We start from the raw sequence: 21,890 nt of genomic DNA on the forward strand, positions 1-21,890 counted from the left end.
TTACCTACCAGCGCATCGGCCTTTGCCAGGCCTCTTTCAGTTCGCTAACCGGGGTGTTTATAATAATCTCCCTGCCGCCCAGTCCGCTTATTTTCAGACGGGGTTCGGCGGTGACCTCACCTATAAGCCCGAGGTCACCCGCCTGCATCAGCTTTTCAAATTCGGCCTTATGTTCGGGTGATACTTCTACCAGAAAACGGCTGTTGGACTCTGAGAAGAGTATGTAATCTTCCCGTTCTATCTTTTCAGACAAGGGTACATCTGCCAGACGTATGTTTGCCCCCAGTTTGCCGCTGAAGGCCATTTCGGCCGCCGCAACTCCCAGCCCGCCTTCGGACAGGTCATGGCAGGCAGCCACCAGCCCTTTGGCGGTAGCGGAAGAAAGGGCCTGCATGTTTTCTTTGGCGCGCCCGGCATTTACGGCGGGTGCCCGGTTGCCTATAAAGCTGTGGTTTTTGAAGTAATGGGAACCGCCCAGTTCTTCGGCGGTTTTGCCCACAATATAAATAAGGTTTCCGGCTTTTTTAAAATCCATACTGACGGCCTTATCACCGTCTTCCATTACCCCTATGGCGGAAATAAGCAGGGTGTGGGGAATGGTAATCAGCTTGTCATTATAACGGAACTCGTTATTCAGGCTGTCTTTGCCCGAAATAAAGGGGGTTTCAAAGACCAGGGAAAGGTCATGGCAGGCCTGACAGGCACGCACCAAATCCCCCAGGCTTTCGGGGCGGCTGGCATTGCCCCAGCTGAAGTTATCCAGCAGGGCTACCCTGTCCAGATTGCCGCCTACCGCAATAATCTGCCGCAGGGCTTCGTCTATAGCCGATGCGGCCATATTGTAGGCATCTACGTCAGCGTAGCTGGGGTTAATGCCGTTTGATATTACTACCGCTTTCTTTGAGCCAAGCACCGGGCGGATAACGGCGGCATCACCCGGCCCGTCATTTTCAGCCCCCGCCATGGGTTTGAGGACGCTCCCGCCCTGTACTTCATGGTCATACTGGCGGATTATCCACTCCCGGCTGCACACATTCCAGTGGGAAAGTATATTTTTAAGCTCGGTTTCCAAATCTTCCGGGCAGTCAAAGTCAGCTTCGGGGTGGCGGTGTTTGTGGCGGGTGGCACTTAATTCCAGCTGAGGCCGCCCGTTATGCAGAAAATCCATCTGCAAATCAGCTACCGGATTGTCCTCATAAAAAAGCTTGAGGTGGCGGTCATTGCTGAATTCGCCTATGACGGACGCTTCTACCCCTTCGCTTTCAAAGAGTGCCATAATCTCACCCAGTTTTTCTTTTTTAACTGCCAGCAGCATCCGTTCCTGGCTTTCGGATATCCATATTTCAGAGTAGGTCAGGCCGGAGTATTTCAAGGGTACTTTATCCAGATAGACTTTTACCCCGGTAGACTCGGCCATTTCACCTATGGCGGAGCTTAAACCCCCGCCGCCGCAGTCTGTAATGCGTACAAACAGCTCACGGTCACGGGCGGCAAGCAAAGTATCCAGCATCCGCTTTTCTACAATGGGGTTGCCTATCTGGACGGCGGTAAAAGACAGCTCGGTAGAGCGGTCATTCAGTTCGCCGGAGGCAAAGGTCACCCCGTGTATGCCGTCACGCCCGGTACGCCCGCCAATCAGCACCACCAAATCACCGGCAGACTGCTTGCCCGGCAGGGCGTATTTTTTTGGTATCAGGCCTATAGTACCGCAGTAAACCAGCGGGTTGGCGGTATAGCGTTCATCAAAAAGGACTGCCCCGTTAACTGTGGGTATGCCCATACGGTTGCCGTAATCTGCCACGCCGGAGCGCACACCTTTGAAAACGCGGCGGGGGTGAAGCACTCCCGGGGGGAGTTTATTTTCTGGCAGGTCAGGCTGGCCGAAACAGAATACATCTGTGTTGGCAATGGGTTTGGCGGCAAGTCCCGTGCCCAGTATGTCACGGATTACCCCGCCAATGCCGGTAGCCGCCCCGCCGTATGGCTCAACCGCTGACGGGTGATTATGGGTTTCAGCCTTAAAGCAGACCCCCCATTTATCATCAAACTCTATTACGCCGGAGTTATCTACAAAAACAGATAAGCACCAGGGTTTGTTAAGTTCAGCAGTGGCTTTGGCTATAGTCTGCTTCAGCAGGTTATTTATAATCTGGCCGTCATAATCCAGCATAGCCTTAAATGTTTTATGGCAGCAGTGTTCGCTCCAGGTCTGGGCCAGGGTTTCCAGTTCGGCATCAGTGGGTGCTCGCCCCAGTTTCAGGTAATGTTCATAAATAGCCGAAAGTTCCTGGTGGCTCAGGCTGAACTCCTTGCCCAGCGAGGCCATGTTGTCCTTCAGCTTTTCGGCCAAAAGGTCAATCTTCCTCAGTTTAAAAGTATACTGGGGGTTGGGGGGGAAGGGGTTTGAACCGCTCTTAACCACATGCTGGACAATGGGGTTTATAAGAAGCTTGCTGCCGATGGTATCCAGTTCGTCAGCCGAAATTTCCCCCTTAAGCAGATAGCGTTTGGCCGTTTTGGCGGCAGTTACGCCGTTTATGCCCAAATCAGAAATGGCTTTGAGTATAGTTTCCTGAACCGGGTCGGTTACCCCGGCGTTATAGGTGACTTCTATAGCTGAAAAGCCGTCAGCTTCCGCCTGCGGGCAGTTGGCGTCATATTTAAAGGTCTGGATTATCTTGTCTGAAAGAAGCTCCCCGGAAATGGTCAGGACTTCACTGTCTGAAAGCTGTCCTTCCAGCCAGAAAACGTCTATTACCCGCACTTCGCTAACTGAGGTAATGCCAAGGTCTTGTATATCACGGCAAATGCTGTTGCCTTTCGGGTCTGGCCACTCCGGTTTCAGGGAGACTTCTATCCTGTGCACTTTTTACCAGCCCCTCCGGGAAATCAGTTTATCGGGTTCTATTTGTTTTATATCCAGACCGGGCATGGCATCACCCAGCCCCTTGGATATTTCGGCCAGTACTTTGGCATCTTTATAGTGGGTTACCGCCTTTACTACGGCTTTGGCCATGGCGGCGGGGTCAGATGATTTAAATATACCTGAACCTACAAATACCCCGTCCGCCCCAAGCTGCATCATCAGGGCTGCATCAGCCGGGGTAGCCACCCCGCCGGCGGCAAAGTTTACTACCGGCAGTTTACCGGTCTTGTGAAGTTCAAGCACCAGTTCCAAAGGTGCATTTATCTCTTTGGCATAAGCGGAAAGTTCGTCAGCGGACATAGACTGTACCCGTCTGACAGAGCCCATAACGGAACGCATATGGCGTACCGCTTCCACAATGTTGCCGGTACCGGCCTCACCCTTGGTGCGTATCATAGCCGCACCTTCGCCAATCCGCCTTAAGGCTTCACCCAAATCACGGCAGCCGCAAACGAAGGGGACTTTAAAATCATGTTTCCAGACGTGAAAACTTTCGTCCGCCGGGGTAAGCACCTCGGACTCATCAATGTAATCAACCCCCATGGATTCCAGTATCTGGGCTTCTACAAAGTGACCTATGCGGCACTTGGCCATAACGGGTATGCTGACTACTTTCATAATCTTTTCAATAATAGTGGGGTCTGCCATGCGGGCAACGCCGCCGGCCGCCCTTATATCCGAAGGTACGCGCTCCAGCGCCATAACGGCACAGGCGCCTGCTTCTTCCGCTATTTTAGCCTGTTCGGGGGTGGTCACATCCATAATCACCCCGCCTTTGAGCATTTGAGCCAGGCCAGATTTTACTTTGAAAGTACCGGTTTCCATATCTAATCTCCCCTGAGGGTTCTCCCTCCTGTCCTATTCGGCTATATTCTACTATTTATGCCCCTTCGGGGCAAACATAATTGTATATTATTACGGCAGGTATCTGTTAATCAGGCCTGGTCTTTGTGCTATACTTTTGTAGTCAAACGGGAAGTTTTTAAAGTAAAAACAGGGAGGCTTTGGTGAATATTTTTAAAGCTATCATGGGTAAATGTGATACCGCACCCTTAGCTGACGATGTCTGGAGTGTGATGGACAGCCAGATTACCCTTGATTTGGAAAAGCTGCCGGGGCTGGCTTTAAAGGGCGGGGCGGGTTATATGGCGGGCAAAGGCCTTGCCAAGCCGGTGCTGGTGGTACGCGGGCAGGATAACAACCTTTATGCTTATGAAAATGCCTGCCCCCATGGCGGACGCAAAATTGACCCCGTACAGGGCGAAGCCAGACTCCGCTGCTGCAGTGTAAACCACTCTACTTTTGATTATAACGGCAAGGTTCTTTCCGGGCCTGCCCAGCATAAGCATGAACTAAGGCGTTTGCTGACTAGCCAGGCTGACGGGAAACTCCTTATTAGCCTTTAATATCGGGTTTAAAAAACTCTGCGGAACTGCTTCGGTAGTGACGGAAATATCCGTTATGCTATACTGTTGCCTGCGCCAGCGTGGCTCAGAGGTAGAGCAGCGGTTTCGTAAACCGCCGGTCGGAGGTTCGAATCCTCTCGCTGGCTCCATTTATTTATGACGAGGTATAAGACTAAATGAGTAAATTTGTAGACAGGCTTAAAAATGTTTCCAAGGGCTATGTGCGTCCCATGGGCTTTAACGCGGTTGCCTCTGCTCCCCCGCCCAAAATGCTGCTGGCAGCTGAGCTGGATATTGAAAACCTGACGGATAAAGAAGCATTTGGCGGGGCAGACGTGGTGCTTGTCTCTGCCAGTAAAGCCAGTGCCAAGAAGCTGAAAGAAGCGGCTGATTTGCTGGGAGAGACTGTTTGGGGTGTTATGCTGGGTGATAAAGCAGCCGATGCCGCAAAAATGGCCAAGGCCGGGGCAGATTTTGTGGTCTTCAGCCCGGATGCCGAGGTATCACCCCTGACCGCTCTTGAAAAGACCGGCAAAATAATAATTCTTGAAACTAATCTGACTGATTTTATGATAAGGGCGGCGGACTGTTTGTCCGTAGGGGCGGTTATCGTGGGTGAGCAGGCAGATACGGCTACTCTTAGCTGGCGGAAGATTATGCTCTACCAGCGTTTTGCGGATATATTGTCAAAACCCTTTCTGGTAAGGGTAAGTTCAAATATCACGCTTTCAGAGCTTCAGTCACTCTGGGCTTTGGGTATAGACGGGGTACTGGTAAGCGGGGGCGCAGGTTTGAAAGAACTGCACACGCTGATAGACGGGGCGGAGTGGACTCCTAAACGCAAACGCGGGCACATGAGTGCCATTGTGCCGTCTCTGAAAATGCCTGCGTCCGAATCAGTTGCCCCTGAAGAGCCGGAAGAACCTGACGAAGGCGACGAGGAGTAGGCGCTTCTTTTCGGATTTGAATTTCAGCCAATAAAAAAGCCGGTTTAAACCGGCTTTTTGTTTTATAGTTTAGACCAAATACTTTATTGGCACTTGGAGAGCTGGTAGCTTTTGCCTTCGGTGGTAATAGCCGGGGCAATAACCATTTCAACCTGCTGCATTTCGCGGATGTTGGAAGCACCGCAAACACCCATGGATGTCTTAAGTGCGCCCACCATATTTTGGGTGCCGTCAGTAACGGAAGTGGGGCCGAACAGTATTTGCTCCAGACTGCCGGTAGTGCCCACTTTGATGCGGGTACCTCTGGGCAGGGAGGGGTGGGGATGAGACATACCCCAGTGATAACCTCGTCCGGGAGCTTCGGCAGCCTTGGCAAACGGTGACCCCAGCATGACGGCATCAGCACCGGCACAGATAGCCTTGCAGACATCGCCGCCCTTTTTAAAGCCGCCGTCGGTAATGATGGGTACATAGCGGCCGGTTTCTTTATAATAAGTTTCACGGGCAGCGGCACAATCCATGCTGGCGGTTATCTGGGGAACGCCGATACCCAAAACCTCGCGTGAGGTGCAGGCGGCACCCGGGCCTACGCCTATTATTACACCGTGAACACCGGTGCGCATAAGCTCAAGGCAGGCCTGATAGCTGACGCAGTTGCCAACCAGCACCGGTACTTTAATCATTTTTACAAATTCTTCAAAAATAAGCCCGTGGCTGCTCTTGGAGACGTGGCGGGCTGAAGTGACGGTGGAAGCAACGGAGATAATATCCGCTCCGGCTTCTACTGCTACGGGAGCCAGTTTTTTGGCATTGGCAGGCATAATGGAGACGGCACAGATGCCGCCTTTGGCCTTTATTTCGCTTACCCGTTTGGCAATCAAATGTTCTTTAATAGGTTCGGCGGTATAAACCTTCTGCATGAAAGCAGTTACTTCGTCAATGGGTTTGGATATAATCTGGTCAAGAATTTCCTGGGGGTTTTCATAACGGGTATAAATACCCTCCAGATGCAAAACGGACAAACCACCCATTTTGCTCATGGCAACCGCAGTATCCACGTTGGTTACGGCGTCCATGGCCGAGGCAATAAAGGGGATGGAGAAGTTAATATTGCCGATTTTGAAATCAATTTCTACCTGTTCGGGGTTAACGGTTAACCCGCCGGGGACAATGGCTACCTCGTCAAAGCCGTAGGTACGCCTGAGGGTTTTAAATTCTGGTACTGTCATCTCAGCTCTCCTTACTATTAAACATGAACTATATCAGAGCCGGCAAAGTCAAGTCAAGGCAAGTTATTTAGCTCTATTATAACCTTGCATAAGGCCAAAAAATATATAAAGATGGGGATAGTTTCCGGCCCGAAATACCATGGCAGTCAGGGCGGGGTGTTATCACCCTTTTATTATACAGTATTTCGGGATTCGGTTTTTTTCTTAGCCAGTTTAGCCTTCAGGCTTATTCTGCTACAATAATAAGGTTATGGCTTTATATGTGGTGGCAACGCCTATAGGTAATTTGGAGGATATAACCCTCCGGGCACTGCGTGTGCTTTCAGAGGTAAAGCTGATTGCAGCGGAGGATACCCGCCATACCCGTAAACTGCTTTCCGCCCATAATATAAAGACTCCCCTGACCAGTTACTTTGAGCATAACCGCCTGTCAAAGCTGGATTATATTCTGGAGGTGCTGGGGGAGGGGGATGTGGCTTTGGTTTCAGATGCCGGTATGCCCGGTATTTCAGACCCCGGCTACGAGCTTATAAAGGCCGCTCATGAGCATGGCATAAAGGTTGTGCCGGTGCCGGGGGCTTCGGCCGTGATAACAGCGGTGGCGGTATCCGGGCTGGACTGTGCCAGTTTCAGCTATCTGGGGTTTCTGCCCCGCCAGAAAACTGAACGCCGGAAAGCCCTTTCGGAAGTGGCATCACTTGGTGCAAGTATTGTTATACTGGAAGCGCCCCACCGTTTGCAGGGCTGCTTGCTTGACATAAAAGATGTGCTGGGAGACCGTGAGATAGCCGTCTGCCGTGAGCTTACCAAAATATATGAAGAAATATTCCGGGGCAGTATCAGCCAGGCTATCAGCCATTTTGACCAGCCGCGGGGTGAATTTGTGCTGGTGGTGGAGGGCTGTAAAGTGCCCGTGTCTCAGCCGGAGCTGACGGATGATATAATAAAGGAACTGGGCATGCTCAAAAAACAGGGCAAACCGGCTAAAGAAGCGGTGGCTCTGGTAAGCCAAAAAAGCGGTCTGCCCAAAAAAGAAATCTACCGGGCTTGGCTTAAAATTAACAAAACCTTATAATAGGTAAAATTTGCGAGGTGTTTCATGAGGAGAGGATGTATTTCACTGGGGGATGTGGTTTGCACTGGCTGCAACAATAATATTCCCTATCCTGAGCGTTATTTGGCTGTAGACGAAGAAGACGGCAAAGAAGTAGACAAAGGCACTACCGTTCATTACTGTGTGGAATGCGCCCTGAAGAAAGGGTATGCCAGCTACAAAGAAGAAAAAGGCGAGAGAATTCTAACCTTTCTGCCCTGAGGATATAAATGAGCGAACGAATATTTATAGGTGTGGCCTGGCCTTACGCCAACAGCCAGTTGCATCTGGGGCATGTTGCCGGCGCTTATCTGCCGGCAGATATTTTTGCCCGTTACCACCGCACCCGCGGGGATGAAGTGCTTATGGTATCCGGTTCGGATATGCATGGCACTCCCATTACCATAAGGGCGGAGCAGGAGGGCATTACGGCTGCCGAGGTGGCAGAGCGTTATCACCGGCTGTTTATGGCCTCGTGGCCGAAGCTGGGTATAAGCTGGGATTGCTATACCTCTACCGCCACTGCCAACCACGCCCGCACCGCTCAGCAGATGTTCCTCAGCCTGTATGAAAAGGGTTATATTTATAAAGATACGGTTTGCCAGCCGTTTTGCCCCCACTGCAACCGCTTTTTGCCTGACCGTTATGTGGAGGGGACTTGCCCCCACTGCAAATATGAAGGCGCCCGCGGTGACCAGTGTGACAACTGCGGCAAACCCTTAAATGCGGCCGAACTGTTAAATTTCCGCTGTAAAAACTGCGGCAATCCTCCCGAATTCCGTGAGACCGAGCATTTTTTCCTGAAACTTTCGGCATTTGAAGAAGAACTTACCCGCTGGGTGGAAACTAAAACCTACTGGCGTACCAATGTGCTGAATTTCACCCTGCGTTATTTAAAAGAGGGGCTTAAAGACCGGGCTATTACCCGTGATTTGGACTGGGGCGTGCCGCTGCCGCTGCCGGGTTATGAGGGCAAACGGCTGTATGTCTGGTTTGAAGCGGTAATAGGTTATCTGTCTGCCAGTATAGAGTGGGCGGCATCTAAAGGCCAGCCGGATGAATGGCAGAAATACTGGGGCGGAGATACCAAAAGCTATTATTTTATAGGCAAGGACAATATACCGTTCCATACCATTATCTGGCCGGCTATGCTGATGGGTAGGGGCGGGCTTGATTTGCCGTATGATGTACCCTCAAACGAATACCTTACCATAGAAGCCCAGAAGTTTTCCAAGAGCCGTAATAAGGCTATTTGGGTGGATGATGTTCTTTCACGCTACAGTGTGGATACCCTGCGTTACCTTCTTTCGGCCAATATGCCTGAAAGTTCTGATATGGATTTCTCCTGGAGGGAATTTGTCCGCCGCAATAATGACGAATTGGTAGCCACTTACGGCAATCTGGCCCAGCGGGTTTTGACTATGGTCTGCCGTAATTTTGACAACAAAGTACCCGAATACGGTGAGCTGGACGAACGTTCCCTGAACCTTATTGAGAAAACCAGCGCCATGCTGTCTGAAACAGACAAGGCCTTGCACGGCTGTAATTTCCGTGAGGCTATTAAACTGGCTATGTCACTGGCCCAGGAGGCAAACCGCTATCTGGATGAAAAAGCCCCCTGGAAAGAAATAAAGGTGGACAAAGCTGCCGCTGCCCGCAGTTTATACGTGGCCATGGCGGCTCTTTCCGGACTTCGGGTGGCTTTTTACCCGTTTTTGCCGGAAAGTTCAAGCAGGCTCAGTACTTACCTGGGTTTCGGCTCTGAAATAGAAAAAGACGGCTGGGTGCTTAAAATGCCGGTAGCCGGGCAGGAAATGATACCGCCGGAGCCGCTTTTTAAGAAACTGGAAGATTCGGTTGTAGAAGAAGAAACCGCCCGCATGGGGCTTTAGTATTTACCAGGAGGCAAGGTCTTGTTGAAACTTAGCTCTATCTACGCACCTATAAATGAGGGCCTCAAAGGGGTTGAGGACGAGTTTAAGCTGGTATCCGAAAGCCGGAAACAGTCCTTTCCCGAAATGGCGGAAATGCTGGATTATATTCTGGTGGGGGGCAAGGTACTCAGACCGGCCCTTTCCATGTTGTCTGCCATGTGTTTCGGTACGGGTATAAAAAAAGTGTTGCCTTTGGCCACTTCTTCCGAAATGCTGCACATAGCAACCCTGGTGCATGATGATGCCATTGATAAGGCTGATACCCGCCGCAGCCGCCGCACTGTCAATTCCGTATGGGGGCTGGAAAAGGCTATACTCCTGGGTGATTTCCTGTTTGCCCATGCCGCCGAAGTAGCGGCAGAGACCGGCAATATGCGTATAGTTACCCTGTTTGCCCAGACTCTGCAGATAATTGCCTCCGGGGAGCTGAAACAGGCTTATGCCAGTTTCAACCCTGACCAGAGCTACGAGAACTATCTTGAGAGGATATCCGGCAAGACGGCCGCCCTTTTTGTAATGGCTACCAAGGGCGGGGCTATACTGGCAGACGCTTCGCCCTCTGATGAGGAAATAATGCGTTCTTACGGCTATAATCTGGGTTTAAGTTTCCAGATAGTAGATGATATACTGGATTTTGTGGGCAACGCCAAAGATATGGGCAAACCGGTAGGTTCAGACCTGAATAACGGCACAGTTACCCTGCCGGCGCTTCTCCTGATGGACCGTTATCCGGAAAATAACCCTATCAAAGACATGCTGGGGGCAACAGACCGTTCCGCTCATGTGGCCAGAGCGGTGGAGATGATAAATTCGTCAGACATCATAGACCTTAGCTACAAAGAGGCTAAACGCTATGCTGATTTGGCCTGCAAAGATTTGTCAAAGCTCCCCAAAACGGCTGCCCGCGAATCTCTCTACCAGCTGGCTGAATTTATAGTTGAACGCAAGAACTGACAAGGAGGTTCAACGTGAAACTTTTTATAAATATTATCGGCATTATTCTGGTTATTTTTGTCCTTACCCATTTGCGTGAAGTCTGGCACTGGCTGGAAGGTATTTTTAAGCGCAAAATCTGACAAGGAGATAGAAGATGAAACTGATGGGTTGTCTGGGAAGTATTCTGGCTCTTATTGTGATTGTCTTTGTCCTTACCCATTTGAGCGAAATATGGTCTTGGCTGGAAGGTATTTTTGCCTGATAAGGCAGGCAGGTTTTTTACCGCAAACAAAAAAGCCACCTTTTGGAGCGTTCACACAGGGATTTAACAAAAAACTTGAGTGACAGCTTCAAACGGGGCAAACGGAAAGCGACCATGTAAGGACATTACGCTCCTGCATGGTCGCTTTTTTGCGTTTTTATAGAATCCCTTAGTTACCCGAACAGATTGCTCTACGCCACCGACGCGGCGTCGTTTGTCTTAGTCCTTGACTGCGCGGAACTCAGAAACCTCCGCTGTGGTCATGTCATAATACATTACGCGGTTTTCGGCATCGAACTCGCCGGTGACCTTATATCGCTTTTTCGGCTGATAATCGGGAATGAGCGCGGCAATCACATCGTGGAGATTTTTGTTGTTGCAGCCGAGCGTATTCGTCTGCTCGGCGCGGGGCTTGGCGAATGATACAGCTTTTGCCTCGTTGCTTTTGCAGACGCGAATGGCGAAGACCTTGTTTGCTGGGGCAGTGCAGTACTGCACATTTTGCGGATAGTTCAAATCCTCAAGAACGCGCTTACTAAACGTGATACCGTTCTGATTGATGAAGATATCCGGTGTCGCATTGGTAGAAAGGTCGAGCACCTCCAGATTGATGTTAGAAAACTTGATAGCCATAATTTTACTCCTTTTCTGCTTGACCATCGTCAAGCTCTCTTATACTTTTTATGATGTTGATGAACTGCTCACGTTCGTCACTTGTCCAATTCATATCTATAAGGAAATAACCGCGTAAAACGCCGGATTTCACCTTTGCAACAGTGAACTGCCGCTTCATCGCTTGAAGCGTAGTGGCGCGTTTGCTCCATTTACCGGACGCAAGTAGCTCCTGCGCCTTCGTCCAGTTCTCACGTTTGATGATGGCTGGGTGGTTATTTTCCCAGAACCATTGCGGGAGAACATCCTTGTTTTTCACGGTTTTGTGTGACAGATAATCCTTAGAATATGTCTTCTGGTATAGGACATCGCCGCAATACTTCTCGTTTGCGAGAATACTTCGAATCGTTGCCTGACGCCATGCTTCCATACCCATTGGCGAGCGTATGCTTTGCTGGGTGAGGGACGCTGCTATCTCCTGCGGAGACGCTCCCTCGAGAAAACTATCGAAGATGTACCTTACAATTTCTGCTTCAGCAGGCTCGATTTTCACCATACCGCTGTAATCTCGATAGTACCCGATGAGGTTTTTCACCGGGAATTTGTAGAGGCCCTCCTGCATACGATAGCGGATGCCCTCTTTGATAGCGATGCTTTTCTGTTGACTCTCCAGCTCTGCCAGCGCCGACAAGATGGATATCACCAGCTTGTTTTTGCCGTCGCTGGAGAAGATGCCCTCCGACTCAAAGTTCACAGCCACCGGCGGGTCCAAATCACTAAGACTGCGTAGCGTGGTCAAAATATCCACGATGTTTCGCCCGAAACGGCTGATGCTTTTCGTCAGGATCAGGTCGATTCTGCCGCTCATGGCGTCGTCAATCATCGCCTGAAAGCCCTTACGCTTATTCAGAGAAGTGCCGGAAATACCCTCATCTGTATAGATTTTCACCAGCTCGTATGTCGGGTTATTCTCTATAACGGACTTGAAGTGCTGCACCTGCATCTCAAAACTTCCGACCTGCGCTTCCTCCGCTGTGCTGACGCGGCAGTACGCGGCGACACGCACTTTGGGTGCTTCTTGATACGCATACATTTTTCGCTCCGGCATGATGACATGACCCTTGCGCTCACCACTGCGGTTTTTTGCGATGGTGTCCTGAATGCGGCGCTTTTCTTCCTCACGATGGTCTGTGGTCTGGCTTTTCTGGCGGGCCTGTTCGATGCGCTCCGCATCTAATTTTTTCGCCATTTAGCCATCCTCCGCATTCATGTTGATATGCGTTTCCAAGATGAACACCCTCCTCTCTATACAGAATGTGCATATCATGGGCATCACCCCCTTTCCGGTGTACTTCGCAAAAAAAGACCACACCGAGAAAAATCTCCCGTGTGGTCTGTGTACCTTGATTGCTGAGATCAGCATATACCGCTATGTACTTGCGTTATAACTTCAAGAATCCCTGTTTAAAGGCATCCGGAAAAATGAAGGTCTTTTCACCGGCGCTGAAGGTGACACGGATATGCTTCTGTGCCTTGTCTATCCATGTGACCGTACCCGCGCCAAAGGCTTTATGCGTAACGGCAGAGCCGACTTCCACGCCGGAAAGGTCAAGCTCCAGCTCCTGCGGCTTCTGCACTGACGCAGCCACGGGTGCTTTCGGAGCATCCGGCTTCTTAATGCCATAGGCTTCCGTAACAAGTGACGGCTTGGACGCGACGGGCGTAACGGGCGCTGTAGGCTTTTTGACCTCCGGCACCGGTTCGTTCTCTACCTCTGGCTCCTCTACGATGCCGGGTCTATCCATTGTGGACTGCTGATTATAAAACAACCGCTCGTATTCCTCACGCTTGATGACGGTATCCCATCCGCCGATGTCCTTGCCCTCATGCTTGTCGATGCCGGTATAGGACAAACTGGAATCCTCGTAGCGCTTGAATTTAAATATAGCGTCATTCATCAGGCTGGCGTTGAACACGCCGATGGAGCATAGCAGCTCAAAATCCTTCACGCCGAGACCTGTGACCTTTTTGAACAGACCCGGTTCAAGCTGTGTAATAACATCCTTAAGAGACCGCTCACGGTAATCGGTCAGATACATGAACACAGGCACACGGGTAGCAAACTTGATGAGCTTTTCCTGTATCTGCTTGCGCATGGACTTGTATTCTTTTTCTTCGTCGGAAAGCTCTTTTTTCTCCTTGGGTGTCAGCTTGTCGTCGCCGTCTTTTTTCGCCTTCTTGACGGCTTCGGACTTGTTGATGATCGTTTCAATGTCGGAATTGAGACTGCGGAATCCCTCAATATTCATCAACGCCTCAAGCGCATCCTTGTTATTCATGAGGCGAGTGAGGGTGTCGTTATCCACGTTGACGAGTAGCGCGGACTCCCAGCGCTTGGCAAGCAGCGTGGCGGAGGTGCCGGCCATTGCGATATCGAGGACGTCCTGCGCGTTGATTTGCCGCATGGTGCTGCCGTCGTAGGCGAGGACAGGTAGAAAATTGATAAACTCCGCTACCTTCTTTTCGGGATTACCCTCGTTCACATCGAGGCGACAGCTATAGTCGGAAATCTGCCGCAATGCGCGGTCAAGAGCAAAGTCAAAAACATAGCATTCCTGCTTCATGATAATGCGTTCGCCGCTGTCGTCCTTGATTTCCCACGGCGACTGCACACGGAACGCCGCTTGGAAATAGGTCTCCGGGCTTTTTAGATTGCGCAGCATGAAGATACCCGTCCACGGGCGAATGGTCACGCCGGTGGTCAGCTTACCGCAGGAGAGTGTGATGGTATTCGTGACAAGCGGGTCACCCATTGCGGCTTGAACAGGGGCAAGCGCATCAAGTCCGATACCGGCTTTCGTACCAGCGCAGACAATGACCTTGTATTTCTGGTTGTAATAGCTGTTCTGTTTCTGGGCGAGAAGGTTTGCCATTGCCTGACAGGAGGCGACATTCGGCAAAAACCACATCGTATGCGACAGCACGTTTAGAAGGCGTGTATCGGAATACGGCATCGGCGGACGCTTGTCCTGTCCCAGCTTCAAATCGTCGACGCTGGCGGGAAGATAGGAGCCTCGAATGAGGTCGAGCCACTTCTGCACCTCGTTCTCATATGTAAACCGCGCCTCCGCGCCCTTGCCCTTGGCAGAGAAAAACACATTGAGGTCGAATTCGTCAAACTCGCCCTGCATGGCGATCTGGCGGATGCTGTCCGGGATTCGATAGGTCAGCATGACCATTCGCGGCAACGACAAATAGGGATTGCCGGATCCTATCCAGTTTTCCTTTGCCCGCTGCTCGTCGGAATATGTCCAGTTGTAAATCTGATCCTCGATGAACTCGCCGGAGTTGAGCGCCCGGAAAGGTGTGCCGGATAGGAACAAATAGTGGCCTGTGGTGATGGGCAGGAAGGTTTCGTTGTAGGCGTTATCCGCCTCGTCCTGCTTGTACTGCTCCGGGTCGAATTCCGTATCGGCTTCTTCGTCGGGATTGTCGAACAGCTTCTTTGCGTTCTCACGCCACGCGCCGAAGTGGTACTCGTCGAATATGACCAAATCCCAGTTGCCGGAATGGATGAATTCGTTTTTCGCCTTAATGCCGCCGTTTTCATTTGTACCGAGCAGGTCTTGGAACGAGCCGAAAACCACGATGGGGCGGGACTTGTCCGCCTGTGCAAACTGCTGGTCGATGTTAATGCTGCCAGCGTGAGCATCCTTGTTGGAGACGAACTGCCAACCCTCAAAATCCACATGGGTCATGAGGTCTTCAGACCACGCGGATTCCACGGCGGGCTTGAAGGTCAGCACCAGAATCCGCTTGAAGCCCATCTTCTTGGCAAGCTCATAGGAGGCGAAAGTCTTACCAAAGCGCATCTTTGCATTCCAGAGAAATTTCGGAGCGCGGGTAGGCTCATCCTTTTTAGCCGAGGCATAATACTCCATCGTGCGCTTAACGGCGAGTTGTTGCTCCGGGCGCATTTTGAAGGTCAGCGTTCTGTTGCCGTCCAGCCGGAGGCCGGTGTGCAGCTCCGTAAGGGCAGCGCGGACATCGCCTATGGAGCATTTGAACCATTCGTTGCGGTCAGCGCCCTCTTTGAGCTGTGAAAACCCCTTGCGGCGCAGAATGGCATGAACATCATGGTCGGAAAAACAGGTGCCGTCCTGACACATGGCCGATTCTTTTAGGAGGATTTTATACGAAACGCCGCTGGTGTGCATCTGCTCGGCGATACGTTTTTCCACATCCCGCTCGGTATAGCCAACCTTGATGTATCCCTTGTGGGATTCCACATCAGGCAGCGAATAGGCGTAGATGGTAGGCGTGACCGACGGACGCTGCACAAAGAATTCAGTTGGCATCCGTGTCACCTCCGCTCAAATCCATGGGCTTTATCATTGACTCTATAAAAGAGATTTCATCATCCGTTAATCCATATTTAGTATAAAGTTCTTCATCTGTCCAAGTTAGTGAGAAATCCTGTGTAGGAATAAAACAGAATTTTTCCTTTGTAATGCTAATTGATGCGATACCCTGTAAAAGTAAGAAACGAACGAATTTTGTTTTTAAGTAAGAAACGAAATTTTCAGCTTCCATTCGAGATTTAAAATTGCCACCGACAATATAGGTATCAGTACATATTTCACCAGGCTCCATAACCATAGTTCTTGAGAGTACTTTTACCATACCATCTTTGTCAGGCTCTCCGGCGTGTTCTGCAGAAAAACGACTTATCATTACTTTGTAATTATTGGCCAGTTCTTCGTTCTTTTCAAGTTCACTCTTTTTAATATATGTTATATCATCTCTGGAAAACAATTTATAAGAATTTTGTGTTGCCTCTTTTAAACCACGACCATTTGACGGTATTCCAAATGGGTTTCGTGTACTAATTAAACTTGAAATTGATGGTTCGTGCATAGCTTTATGAACAATCGAAAGCCCCTCGTTATATCTAATAAAAACATCAAACTCATTTAGTTTTCTTAATGCTGTACTTGTTTTAGAACCGTTAATGCTTGTAAATTCACATTCGGTTTCCTTATCTCTCTCTCTAAGAAAATAGCATACGCCTCCTCCAACACTCATTCCAGGAAAACACTCTTTTGAGTTTATATAATCAACAATTTTTGTTATATGATGATCATTAAGCATATCTTGCCGAAAACCATCGAGTCCTTTTCCTCCCGTAAACCAGCGCGAGGGGATAATCATTGATAAATAACGCGGATTTAATTTTTTTGCTTGCTGTATAAACAACTGATATATAGGACTTGCACTTATACCATTTCCTCCATCATCAAGTTGATACGGGGGATTTCCAATTATCACATCAAATCTCATATTAAATATCTCCTCTGGTTTCAAGGTATGTATCCACTCATATGCGTGGGATTCGAGGGTTTGACCCCTCTCGCCTCCACCAAGAACAGTGTTGTCCTTGGATATTCCGCAATACTTGCATTTCCCGTTCGCCCAACTGTGCTTGATATTCCGATACCTGATGTTTCCCTCGGCATCATCAAACTGCGTGACGGAAAACTCGCTTTGCGGGTATTTGGAGCAGTACACGCCGCGCCGGGAGAGCAGGCTCGTCAGCTCCGTAATGGCGATGGCGAAAAGCTGCTTGTGGAAGATGTGGTCAATACGCTCCTGCAAATCCGGTATCTGTGGCTCCAGCCCGGTAATCAGTCTTTTCGCAATTTCACGCAGGAATACTCCCGTCTTGCAGGCGGGATCAAGAAAGGTGGTGTCAGGGTTGTGAAATAATTCCTGCGGCAGCATATCCAGCATTTTGTTCACGACATCCGGCGGCGTGAACACTTCATCATTCGAGAGATTCGCCAGACACGACAGCACGTCGGGATTATATACAGTGTTAAACAGATTATCAGCCATTGTCCTGCACCCTCCTATAATCAGAAATATATTGCTTTAAGAATTTGCCCTCTTCATCGGCCTGCGGCTCATCAAACAAGGTGAGCTGCTCTTTTTTTTGTCTCTTTTTTTTAGAAGCATCGTCACCGTTCAGCAGCTCGTCAAAGGTGTAGTCCTTACGCTGCAACTGTGTGCTGGTGATGAACGCCCATTCTGAAAAAACGATAGGCTCGGCGGTGTCGTTGCCGTTTTCGTCTACGCACATCAATGTCAGCGCGTTTCCGCATACGATATTGCGGGAAAGGATAAACCTTGCAGCCTCGCGGGTATCTTCGCGGCATTCCTTTTTGCAGATGGCTCTGTATTCCTTATCCCAGATTGCAAACAGCCGCTCACGGCAGGCGATGGCATTATCGAGCATGATGTCCACACCATATATGCTGGACAGCGCCAGAATCGCGTTTTTCTCATAATCAAGCGGCAGACGCTTATATTTCTTCTTAACGATAGTGAGCTTGCGCGAGAGTATCTCGGAGAGAAAGTTTCCGTCGCCGCAGGCCGGTTCCAAAAATCGGGAATCAATGCGCTCCGTCTCCTGCTTTACAAGGTCGCACATGGCTTTGACCTCGCGCTCTGCGGTGAATACCTCGCCATGCTCCGCCACGCGTTGTTTGGATTTTACCTGCTGTGTCATTTTTTCACCTGATCCTCGTCCGGGATAAACTCCACGATATCATCAACCTTACAATTGAGCACCCGGCATATTTTTTCCACGGACTCCAGAGACACATAGGTGTTATTCTTGAGCCGTGTGGTTATATTCGCACTGTACCCAGCCATCTTCTGTAGCTGGGCATTGGATATATCCCTGTCTATGAGCATATGGAATAACTTTTTATAGCTGACTGCCATATTGCACCTCCAAGAGTATTGCATTTATTATATCACGAAAAAGTGAAAATGTCTATGGCCATTCGATGAAATTAATCGAATGGCCTATTTTTTTGTTCGTTCTGGTACGGATTTTACCGCTACTTGTCCTGTACGAAATGAGGATAGGAAAATTTCAAAAGTTTTCGTCCAAAGCGGCCTTTTCGTTCCAGTGAGATTTGAAGGGTAGAAAAATATCCGAAATCTTCGTTCAAAACGCACTTTGACCTCCATTGGATAGTGAGAGAGAAAAAACTTCAGAAGTTTCGGCCAAAACGCACTTTGGCCTCCATTGGGCAGTAGAGGGAAGGAAAATTTCAAAAACCTTCGTCAAAACGCGCTGCTCATCTCCAGTGGGAAGTGAGGATAGAAAATTTCGGATTTCTTCGTCAAAATGCGCTGCTCGTGTCCAGCGAGAAATGAGAAAAAGAAATTTCAAAAAGTTTTGTACGACCGGCCTCAAATTTTCCAGTGGGTAATGAAAGGAGGGAAAGAATCAATGAAGTTTTCCGAAAACGTCCTTTTTGCCCGTTCTCCAAGGCTACAGGACAGATGACGCCCCTCAATAATCATTCAAGTAAGAAGGTGAAACAAAATGTACGACAAGTTACCAAGTGAACTCAAGGAAAACGCGCTGTTCTGCCTGTGGAAGTATGAAGAACGCGACGGGAAAATTCAAAAGGTGCCCTATCAGGTCAACGGCATACGCGCAGACCACACAAACAGGAAAACTTTCTCCGACTACCAGTCGGTAGTGGCAAATCTCTCCGGCTATGACGGTATAGCGGTCGGAACCTTCGATTCTATCTGCAATATCGATATCGACGACTGCGTGTTCGGCGGAAAGCTTACCGAGATGGCACAGCATATCGTGAACACCGTAGATTCGTATGCCGAAATAAGCCCGTCCGGAACAGGTGTTCATATCAGCTGTAGCGTGAAAGGCATTCAATATGACAAAAATCGCTACTACGTCAACAACAGAAAAATCGGGCTGGAGGTGTATGTTGCGCCATTCGTTACGCACACCATGTCAGTCACAGGAAACGCTCTCAATAATAAAGGAATAGAAGAGCGTACAGAGGCTGTCAAGGAAATCCTCGAAAAGTACATGGTCAAACCGGAGAAACCGCAGAAGGCGAAAAGCAAAGCCCCCGGCAGCTACCTCTCCGACGAGTCCGTCATCTCAAAGGCGCTGTCCTCCAAGCAGAGCGAGAAGTTCAAGGCGCTCTGGAGCGGCGACATTCCCGACGGCAAAAGCCACAGCGAGGCGGATCAAGCGCTCTGCACCATGCTGGCGTTCTGGTGCGGCGGTGATACGGCGCAGATGGACAGGCTGTTCCGGCAATCCGGCTTGATGCGTGATAAGTGGGAGCGCGAGGACTACAGCAGCATGACGCTGGAAAACGCCGTGGTGCTCACAACAGAGTTCTACAAACCCATTGCCGTCGACAGCGCGTCCGATGATTTCAATGAAACAGCACAGGCACTCATCCGGCTCAATCCCGCGCAGAACAACAGGTATCGCAACGGTGATATCGGCTTCGGAAGGCTCTTTGCAGATGTCCACAAGCACGTCGCCCGGTATGTGCCGGAGCGAAAGAAATGGTATATCTACGACGGTTCCCGTTGGGTGCCGGACATCGGCGGTCTGATGGCGATGGAGCTGTGCAAGAATCTGGCGGACGGGTTACTCCTGTATCTGCTGACCTTCAAAGACGAGTCCGTCCGCATCCGCAATCTGGAGGACTACAGCAAATGGCAGCAGCGCAGACTGCGGGACATCTATCTCAAAGAAGCGCAGAGCGTGTACCCGGTGTCGATGGAGGAATTTGACGCCGACCGCTACCTGCTCAACTGCGAGAACGGTACTCTCGATCTGCGGACGATGCAGTTCCGCGACCACGACCCGGAGGACAGACTCACCAAAATGGCTCATGTCAGCTACGACCCTGCGGCGACCTGCATTCGCTTCGAGCGCTATATCGACGAGATTATGAGCGGTGATACAGAGCGGGCGCGATTTCTGCAAAAGGCTCTGGGTTATGCGGTCAGCGGCGACACCCGTCATGAGTGTATGTTCTTCCTCTACGGAGAAACCACACGCAACGGCAAGGGTACGCTGATGGAGAGCATCCTGCGCGTCATGGGCGACTACGGCAGAGCCGTCAGGCCGGAAACGATTGCTCAAAAGCAGAGCGTCAACAGCCAGAATCCCAGTGAGGACATCGCCCGCCTTGCCGGTATCCGCTTTGCAAATATCTCGGAGCCGAGCCGAGGGCTGGTGCTCAACGCGGCGCAGGTCAAGAGCATGACCGGCAACGATACCCTTAATGCCCGGTTCCTCAACGAAAACAGCTTCGATTTCCAGCCTCAGTTCAAGTTGTATGTGAACACCAACTACCTGCCCGTCATCAGCGATATGACGCTGTTCTCCAGTGGACGTATCCTAATCATCCCGTTTGACAGGCATTTTGAGGAATACGAGCAGGACAAAACGCTGAAAACGGAGTTTGCCAGGCCGGAAGCTAAAAGCGCCATTCTCAACTGGCTGCTCAAAGGCTATGAGTTACTACGGCAGGAGGGCTTCACAGTCCCGAAAGCTGTTGCAGAGGCTACACAGGCGTACTCCCACGAAAGCGACAAAATCGCGCAGTTCGCGGATGAACGGCTGCAGCCGGACACCGATGCCGAGACTCGCACAGCCACTGTGTATGACGAATACCGCCGGTGGTGCAGTGACAACGGCTGCTACACCGAGAACAGCCGGAACTTCAACCATGAACTGCGTAAGTTTGGCACTGTGGTCAGGCGGCGTCCCAATACCGGCGGGGAGAAGACCACACTTCTGCTCGGCTACAAGGTGCGAGAAGGGATGGAATTCCTGAAATAATGCGTGGGGCAGATTGTGGCAGGCAAAAACAGTCCTTCTCTATATAGGAACATTTGAAATGAACATAAAAACCTGCCACATACCTGCCCCAGCGTGGGAAAGGAGCGAGATATGACGGAAAAGAAGTATCGGTGTCGTTCTCCCACCGGGTGGGGGCGGTCGAATCTCCACAGCTTTTTATCTCGGACAGCGGCGTGGGGCTTCGTACACAAAAACGCGAATTCAAACGGGTGAATAGCCCGAAACCAAACAAATAATAGGAGGATTTCATTATGAATCGCAAAATCAGCTACGGCACAAAGCCGAAATTCACAGCAAAAGACAAGGATATGTTCTCTCGCGGCAACTATGAGTGCCATGTTCTGCTCCAAAACCGCAGGGGTGAGCCTGTTGCCATCTCTCAGAACAATGACCCGGATTCCCCTGTATGGAAGGTCGAATACGGCTGCTCCTGCTTGGTGTTCGGCAGCTATGACGAGGCGATGGCTTACTGCAAAGGCCGCTTCTTCGACCTTTCCGGCAAGCCGCTCTCCGAAAGGGATGAGTGAGCGTTATGGACTACATCAAGTACCATCCGCTCATTGGCGGCGATACGGAGGATATCGACAAGGTGCCGATGTTCGCCTCGCCGCAGAAGGACAGCGTCAGCGCCACCAGTGCGCTGTATCTGGAGGAATTTGTCCCGCACCGTTACCGCCTTCATGCAAAAAGGCCGACGAGCATGAAGGAATATCTCGGCTACAGGGTCCACTGCCCGCACTGCGGTGCGGTCATGGATTCCATAGCCCCGCACGTCGACCAATACACGCTGGCGATTTACGCCTGCAAAAAATGCAATTAACAGGAGG

18 protein-coding genes and 1 tRNA gene are annotated in these 21,890 nt (G+C 50.4%); 10 read left to right on the forward strand and 9 right to left on the reverse strand.

What is annotated here, in order from left to right; genetic code table 11:
• Positions 1–4: 4 nt before the first annotated feature.
• The gene (gene purL / locus ACE6F3_RS04105; protein ID WP_324665528.1) at positions 5–2,866 is read right to left on the reverse strand and encodes a phosphoribosylformylglycinamidine synthase subunit PurL; all 2,862 of its coding nucleotides are present in this window, start codon (positions 2,864–2,866) and stop codon (positions 5–7) included.
• Between the two features lie 3 nt (positions 2,867–2,869).
• Positions 2,870–3,751 carry a pyridoxal 5'-phosphate synthase lyase subunit PdxS gene (pdxS, locus tag ACE6F3_RS04110; protein WP_010936159.1) on the reverse strand — a complete coding sequence of 294 codons (882 nt, stop codon included), beginning with the start codon at positions 3,749–3,751 and terminating at the stop codon, positions 2,870–2,872.
• Between the two features lie 182 nt (positions 3,752–3,933).
• Between pdxS and ACE6F3_RS04115 the strand changes: the two genes are divergently transcribed.
• The 3 genes from ACE6F3_RS04115 to ACE6F3_RS04125 all read left to right on the forward strand — a co-directional run bounded on the left by ACE6F3_RS04115 (position 3,934) and on the right by ACE6F3_RS04125 (position 5,279).
• Entirely contained in the window at positions 3,934–4,332 is a 399-nt protein-coding gene (locus ACE6F3_RS04115) for a Rieske (2Fe-2S) protein (protein WP_324665526.1), read from the forward strand.
• Positions 4,333–4,406: 74 nt separating this feature from the next.
• Positions 4,407–4,481: transfer RNA gene (locus ACE6F3_RS04120), tRNA-Thr, on the forward strand.
• 27 nt (positions 4,482–4,508) lie between these two features.
• Positions 4,509–5,279: a hypothetical protein gene (locus ACE6F3_RS04125; protein ID WP_324665524.1), complete on the forward strand. Its 771-nt coding sequence runs from the start codon at positions 4,509–4,511 to the stop codon at positions 5,277–5,279.
• 83 nt (positions 5,280–5,362) lie between these two features.
• Here the strand turns inward: ACE6F3_RS04125 and ACE6F3_RS04130 are convergent, their stop codons facing one another.
• Positions 5,363–6,508, reverse strand: a complete 1,146-nt coding sequence (locus ACE6F3_RS04130) for a GuaB3 family IMP dehydrogenase-related protein (RefSeq protein ID WP_010936162.1) — start codon at positions 6,506–6,508, stop codon at positions 5,363–5,365.
• A 250-nt stretch (positions 6,509–6,758) separates the two neighbouring features.
• Between ACE6F3_RS04130 and rsmI the strand changes: the two genes are divergently transcribed.
• From rsmI to ACE6F3_RS04150, 4 genes are read left to right on the forward strand one after another with little or no spacing between them, the layout of a single operon-like run.
• Positions 6,759–7,583 carry a 16S rRNA (cytidine(1402)-2'-O)-methyltransferase gene (gene rsmI, locus ACE6F3_RS04135; RefSeq protein WP_324665521.1) on the forward strand — a complete coding sequence of 275 codons (825 nt, stop codon included), beginning with the start codon at positions 6,759–6,761 and terminating at the stop codon, positions 7,581–7,583.
• A gap of 24 nt (positions 7,584–7,607) precedes the next feature.
• Positions 7,608–7,823 (forward strand): hypothetical protein, encoded by a 216-nt coding sequence (locus ACE6F3_RS04140; protein WP_010936165.1) that lies wholly within the window; start codon positions 7,608–7,610, stop codon positions 7,821–7,823.
• Positions 7,824–7,831: 8 nt separating this feature from the next.
• On the forward strand, positions 7,832–9,493 hold the full coding sequence (gene metG / locus ACE6F3_RS04145) for a methionine--tRNA ligase (RefSeq protein ID WP_324665519.1): 1,662 nt from the start codon (positions 7,832–7,834) through the stop codon (positions 9,491–9,493).
• A gap of 21 nt (positions 9,494–9,514) precedes the next feature.
• Positions 9,515–10,489 carry a polyprenyl synthetase family protein gene (locus tag ACE6F3_RS04150; RefSeq protein ID WP_301085285.1) on the forward strand — a complete coding sequence of 325 codons (975 nt, stop codon included), beginning with the start codon at positions 9,515–9,517 and terminating at the stop codon, positions 10,487–10,489.
• A gap of 463 nt (positions 10,490–10,952) precedes the next feature.
• Here the strand turns inward: ACE6F3_RS04150 and ACE6F3_RS04155 are convergent, their stop codons facing one another.
• From ACE6F3_RS04155 to ACE6F3_RS04180, 6 genes are all read right to left on the reverse strand, one after another.
• Positions 10,953–11,366 carry a hypothetical protein gene (locus tag ACE6F3_RS04155; protein WP_392654505.1) on the reverse strand — a complete coding sequence of 138 codons (414 nt, stop codon included), beginning with the start codon at positions 11,364–11,366 and terminating at the stop codon, positions 10,953–10,955.
• Positions 11,367–11,370: 4 nt separating this feature from the next.
• Positions 11,371–12,594 (reverse strand): recombinase family protein, encoded by a 1,224-nt coding sequence (locus ACE6F3_RS04160; protein ID WP_392654506.1) that lies wholly within the window; start codon positions 12,592–12,594, stop codon positions 11,371–11,373.
• Between the two features lie 193 nt (positions 12,595–12,787).
• On the reverse strand, positions 12,788–15,703 hold the full coding sequence (locus ACE6F3_RS04165) for a GIY-YIG nuclease family protein (protein ID WP_392654508.1): 2,916 nt from the start codon (positions 15,701–15,703) through the stop codon (positions 12,788–12,790).
• Positions 15,693–17,240 (reverse strand): Eco57I restriction-modification methylase domain-containing protein, encoded by a 1,548-nt coding sequence (locus tag ACE6F3_RS04170; RefSeq protein ID WP_392654509.1) that lies wholly within the window; start codon positions 17,238–17,240, stop codon positions 15,693–15,695. The genes ACE6F3_RS04165 and ACE6F3_RS04170 overlap by 11 nt, the downstream gene beginning before the upstream one ends.
• Positions 17,233–17,913 (reverse strand): restriction endonuclease subunit M, encoded by a 681-nt coding sequence (locus ACE6F3_RS04175; protein WP_392654511.1) that lies wholly within the window; start codon positions 17,911–17,913, stop codon positions 17,233–17,235. The genes ACE6F3_RS04170 and ACE6F3_RS04175 overlap by 8 nt, the downstream gene beginning before the upstream one ends.
• Positions 17,910–18,131: a helix-turn-helix domain-containing protein gene (locus ACE6F3_RS04180; RefSeq protein ID WP_392654512.1), complete on the reverse strand. Its 222-nt coding sequence runs from the start codon at positions 18,129–18,131 to the stop codon at positions 17,910–17,912. The genes ACE6F3_RS04175 and ACE6F3_RS04180 overlap by 4 nt, the downstream gene beginning before the upstream one ends.
• A gap of 613 nt (positions 18,132–18,744) precedes the next feature.
• Here ACE6F3_RS04180 and ACE6F3_RS04185 point away from each other — a divergent pair.
• The 3 genes from ACE6F3_RS04185 to ACE6F3_RS04195 all read left to right on the forward strand — a co-directional run bounded on the left by ACE6F3_RS04185 (position 18,745) and on the right by ACE6F3_RS04195 (position 21,883).
• Complete coding sequence (locus ACE6F3_RS04185; protein WP_392654513.1) at positions 18,745–21,042, forward strand: phage/plasmid primase, P4 family; 2,298 nt, start codon at positions 18,745–18,747, stop codon at positions 21,040–21,042.
• A 272-nt stretch (positions 21,043–21,314) separates the two neighbouring features.
• Positions 21,315–21,590: a hypothetical protein gene (locus ACE6F3_RS04190; protein WP_392654515.1), complete on the forward strand. Its 276-nt coding sequence runs from the start codon at positions 21,315–21,317 to the stop codon at positions 21,588–21,590.
• Positions 21,591–21,595: 5 nt separating this feature from the next.
• Positions 21,596–21,883 carry a hypothetical protein gene (locus ACE6F3_RS04195; RefSeq protein ID WP_392654516.1) on the forward strand — a complete coding sequence of 96 codons (288 nt, stop codon included), beginning with the start codon at positions 21,596–21,598 and terminating at the stop codon, positions 21,881–21,883.
• Positions 21,884–21,890 lie beyond the last annotated feature (7 nt).

The organism is Dehalococcoides sp. THU4 (genome assembly GCF_043231265.1).
In the GTDB taxonomy this organism is placed as follows: Bacteria; Chloroflexota; Dehalococcoidia; order Dehalococcoidales; family Dehalococcoidaceae; genus Dehalococcoides; species Dehalococcoides mccartyi.

Excerpts from the sequence above, each read along its gene's own strand:
- pdxS (WP_010936159.1), bottom strand. The coding sequence starts at position 3,751 with ATGGAAACCGGTACTTTCAAAGTAAAATCTGGCCTGGCTCAAATGCTC.
- ACE6F3_RS04125 (WP_324665524.1), top strand. The coding sequence starts at position 4,509 with ATGAGTAAATTTGTAGACAGGCTTAAAAATGTTTCCAAGGGCTATGTG.
- ACE6F3_RS04130 (WP_010936162.1), bottom strand. The coding sequence starts at position 6,508 with ATGACAGTACCAGAATTTAAAACCCTCAGGCGTACCTACGGCTTTGAC.
- rsmI (WP_324665521.1), top strand. The coding sequence starts at position 6,759 with ATGGCTTTATATGTGGTGGCAACGCCTATAGGTAATTTGGAGGATATA.
- ACE6F3_RS04140 (WP_010936165.1), top strand. The coding sequence starts at position 7,608 with ATGAGGAGAGGATGTATTTCACTGGGGGATGTGGTTTGCACTGGCTGC.
- metG (WP_324665519.1), top strand. The coding sequence starts at position 7,832 with ATGAGCGAACGAATATTTATAGGTGTGGCCTGGCCTTACGCCAACAGC.
- ACE6F3_RS04155 (WP_392654505.1), bottom strand. The coding sequence starts at position 11,366 with ATGGCTATCAAGTTTTCTAACATCAATCTGGAGGTGCTCGACCTTTCT.
- ACE6F3_RS04160 (WP_392654506.1), bottom strand. The coding sequence starts at position 12,594 with ATGGCGAAAAAATTAGATGCGGAGCGCATCGAACAGGCCCGCCAGAAA.
- ACE6F3_RS04165 (WP_392654508.1), bottom strand. The coding sequence starts at position 15,703 with ATGCCAACTGAATTCTTTGTGCAGCGTCCGTCGGTCACGCCTACCATC.
- ACE6F3_RS04170 (WP_392654509.1), bottom strand. The coding sequence starts at position 17,240 with ATGGCTGATAATCTGTTTAACACTGTATATAATCCCGACGTGCTGTCG.
- ACE6F3_RS04175 (WP_392654511.1), bottom strand. The coding sequence starts at position 17,913 with ATGACACAGCAGGTAAAATCCAAACAACGCGTGGCGGAGCATGGCGAG.
- ACE6F3_RS04180 (WP_392654512.1), bottom strand. The coding sequence starts at position 18,131 with ATGGCAGTCAGCTATAAAAAGTTATTCCATATGCTCATAGACAGGGAT.
- ACE6F3_RS04185 (WP_392654513.1), top strand. The coding sequence starts at position 18,745 with ATGTACGACAAGTTACCAAGTGAACTCAAGGAAAACGCGCTGTTCTGC.
- ACE6F3_RS04190 (WP_392654515.1), top strand. The coding sequence starts at position 21,315 with ATGAATCGCAAAATCAGCTACGGCACAAAGCCGAAATTCACAGCAAAA.
- ACE6F3_RS04195 (WP_392654516.1), top strand. The coding sequence starts at position 21,596 with ATGGACTACATCAAGTACCATCCGCTCATTGGCGGCGATACGGAGGAT.